Source organism: Mesorhizobium sp. WSM4837 (genome assembly GCF_055811435.1).
Genome location: NZ_JBVVQE010000159.1, coordinates 1 through 3,100, shown reverse-complemented (window position 1 = coordinate 3,100; position 3,100 = coordinate 1). Strand labels below are relative to the sequence as shown.

The 3,100-nt window shown below is 59.4% G+C and carries 2 protein-coding genes and 1 pseudogene; all 3 read right to left on the bottom strand.

Annotated elements, in window-relative coordinates; all coding sequences use genetic code 11:
* Positions 1 to 185: pseudogene (locus AC0L3D_RS36225) on the bottom strand (amidohydrolase); the annotation flags it as partial.
* Between the two features lie 75 nt (positions 186 to 260).
* Positions 261 to 1,655 carry an aminotransferase family protein gene (locus tag AC0L3D_RS36220; RefSeq protein WP_473647479.1) on the bottom strand — a complete coding sequence of 465 codons (1,395 nt, stop codon included), beginning with the start codon at positions 1,653 to 1,655 and terminating at the stop codon, positions 261 to 263.
* A 71-nt stretch (positions 1,656 to 1,726) separates the two neighbouring features.
* Positions 1,727 to 3,097 (bottom strand): MmgE/PrpD family protein, encoded by a 1,371-nt coding sequence (locus tag AC0L3D_RS36215; RefSeq protein WP_473647480.1) that lies wholly within the window; start codon positions 3,095 to 3,097, stop codon positions 1,727 to 1,729.
* Positions 3,098 to 3,100 lie beyond the last annotated feature (3 nt).

The window sequence follows — 3,100 nt, the reverse complement described above, 5'->3', positions numbered from 1 at the left end:
CCCCGGATCACCGCCACGACCCCGCTTCGTCCGATGCCGGTCGTGACTTTGTCGCACCCGAAGCTGCGAAGGAGGTCAGCAACGCGTGCGGCAGTACGGTCGACATCGAACAGAAGCTCGGGATGGCGATGGAAATCTCGGCGCCACGCCGTCGCTGCTGCTATAAGGTCCTTGTCTGGCGTCATGCCAATGATTCCTTCCTGTGCGAGAGAGGGAGAAGCTTTTGCACATCAGAGCCGGCCAACCCGGATCGTGATACGTTAAGATGGATACGTCCCAGCATCATCGGTTTCGCTTTCGAAAATCCGGAACGTCTCAGTCAAAAGTTCCATGAAGAGGTCCATTTCCGGCTCGGTGATGATTAGCGGCGGAGCGGCCATGAACCATTCCCCGAACTTCCCGCTAGCGGCACGGCGTGCGTAGAGATGCAGGCCGAGATCGCGGGCGATCTCCGAGACGCGGTACGACGCCTGCTTGGCCGCGGGGAAAATCGCTTTGGTGGCCTTGTCCTCGACGATCTCCACGGCGTTCAGGAGGCCCATTCCTCGCACGTGGCCGATGGTGGTGCTTTTGTCCTTCAACGCGTTGAGCCTTCGCCGCAGCACGATGCCCATCCGCTCGGCATTGCCCATCAAATCGTGCTCCAGCATCTCGTTGAGAACCGCGACGCCGATTGCCGATGAAAGTGGGTTGCCAGAATAGGTGTGGCCGTGCAGGAAGCCACCGGACTCGACGACCTTGTCGACGATCCTGTTGGGGGCGATCATGGCGCCAAGCGGCGTGTAGCCGGCGCTCAAACCTTTGGCACAGACGACGAGATCGGGTAGGGCGTTCGGCCAGTGATGGGCGGCCAGAAACGTTCCGGTCCGACCCGCGCCAGACATTACCTCGTCGAAAATCAGTAGAACGCCATAGCGATCGCAAATCTCTCGGACTCTAGAATAATAACTGTCCGGAGCGACCAAGGCGCCGGTCGCGATGCCTCCGACCGGCTCCATGATGAAGGTAAGCACCGTATCCTCGCCTTCCGCGAGAATCTGCCTTTCGAGCTCGTCCGCGCAGTAGTCGGCATAAGAGTTGACGTCAAAGCCCTCTGGGACGCGGTAGTTCAACGGCGCCGGCACCTTGGGCATTACCCGCATGATCGGGCCGAACATCACGTCTCGGTCTGGATCGCCAGTGACTGCGGCGGCGCCGAGCGTCGCTCCGTGATAGCCTGGCATACGTGCAAGAATTTTGGCGCGCTCTGGCTGGCCGCTCACGACGGCGTATTGGCGTGCAAGCTTGATGGCAGATTCGACGGCCTCGGAACCGCCAGAAACGAGAAAAGTCTGATCGAAACCTGGGCCCGCGAGGTCCGAGATCATCTTGCAGAGCGTGTCAGTTGATTCGCTGGTAAATGCCGTACGGACAACGTAGCTAATACGGTTGGCCTGTTCGATCATGGCATCGCGGACGCGCTCGTTGCCATGCCCGATATTGGCGGCGACCGCGCCTGATGACCCGTCGAGATAGCGCTTGCCATTGGTATCCCAGAAAAAGATACCCTTGCCATGCGATACGTTGAACATTTCGGTGGCTCCACGCCCGGCGTAGAACGCCTTGCCGGAGGATTCATTTAGAAGGGGTTTTAGCTGTATGCTTTGAGTGGACATCTTACGACCTGATCCTGATCTGCTGGTTGGTTAAGAAAGGGCTGGCCTCGTTAATTCGCCGGCGTCAGACATCACGCCATGGCACAGGATTTGAGTGCGTCACGAACGGAAGAAACCTCCAATTCGAGGAGGGCCTCCTTCAGACGCATGGCATTTGCTTCGCCGATAACGGGGCTTGTGAGAGTGAGAAACTTGGCTTCCACCTCCGCCTGCCCGAAGGCAGGCCCGCCGGGGGCGCCGGTCGGAATCTCGGCCTCGGCGGAAAGAGTTTCGCCATTCTCAAGTGCGACACTGACGCGGGCTGGCAAACGCTTTTCCGCATAGAATTTCTCGTCCGCCCCGGTGAGGGTTGAAACACGGACCTGTGCCGCGGTTGTTCGGAGATTTTTGTCGGTCAGGTCGTCCTCAAGGAGGCCCGTTGCGGAGGACTTATCGTGCAGTTCAAGGGCGAGTGCATAGGGAATATGAAACGCGGCCTCCACGGTCGATTGCGGCCAAGGACCGTTGAAGTCGCGGACGAACTCGCTGACGGTTTCAACGTGAATGTTCTTGACGTCGAAACGACCGAAACGGTGGCGGTTCATCAACGTGCGCAAGCAGTCGATCGCAGTGTGGATCCAGCGGCAGACGCCAAACGGCTTAAAGCCGGTCTCGAGAATGAAAAAGCGCTCGCCCCATTGATCGAGCATGTCTCGGGGCTCAAAGCGATCGGACCCGGCCATAGCCCAGAATCCGTCGTCGCCGTCGAAGATCGTGCGATTGCCCTTGAAGCCAGCGCGCACAAGGTCCACTGACGTGATGGCGCCCTTGTTCGCCCATCCGTAATTGTTCTTCAAAAGGCTCATCGGCCGCGAGTGGAACTTGCGCAGATAGGGGAGTGGGGCATGCATCGGGATCAGCCCGTAGGCATCCGCGATCTGCTCGGCACCGAGTTGGTGTAACAGGCTTGCCGCGGTGCAGGCGCCGAATATCTGCCAGGTGGCGAGGCCCTTGACCTGCCGGTCGCGGCCCTCGCTGGGACGTATGGCAGTGCCAAGGCGCAGCGACATTTCATAGCCGCCGACGATTGCGCAGATCAAAGCCTTGCCGGAGCTGTCAACCTCTTCGGCGACAGCGAGAGCAGCCGGGATGATCGATGCGCCGGGATGACCGAAGAGGACATAGGAATCGTCGAGGCTTAGCATGCTGACGCTATGCGCATTGGCATGGGCGGCATTCGCGGGATGAAAGCGCAATGACGTTCCGAAAACAGTGCTTCGGCCGCCGGAATCGATGCGCGCGAGGTAGGGTGTCATCTGCCCGGCTCCGCGTGTTGTGCTCCCCGCGAACATACAGCCGATATGATCAAGAACGAGGAGTTTTGCCTTGTCGCGTATCTGTGCCGGAAGCTCGTCATATGTGAGGCTAGCGACCGCATCGGCGACGTCTTGTGTCAGGGACATGTT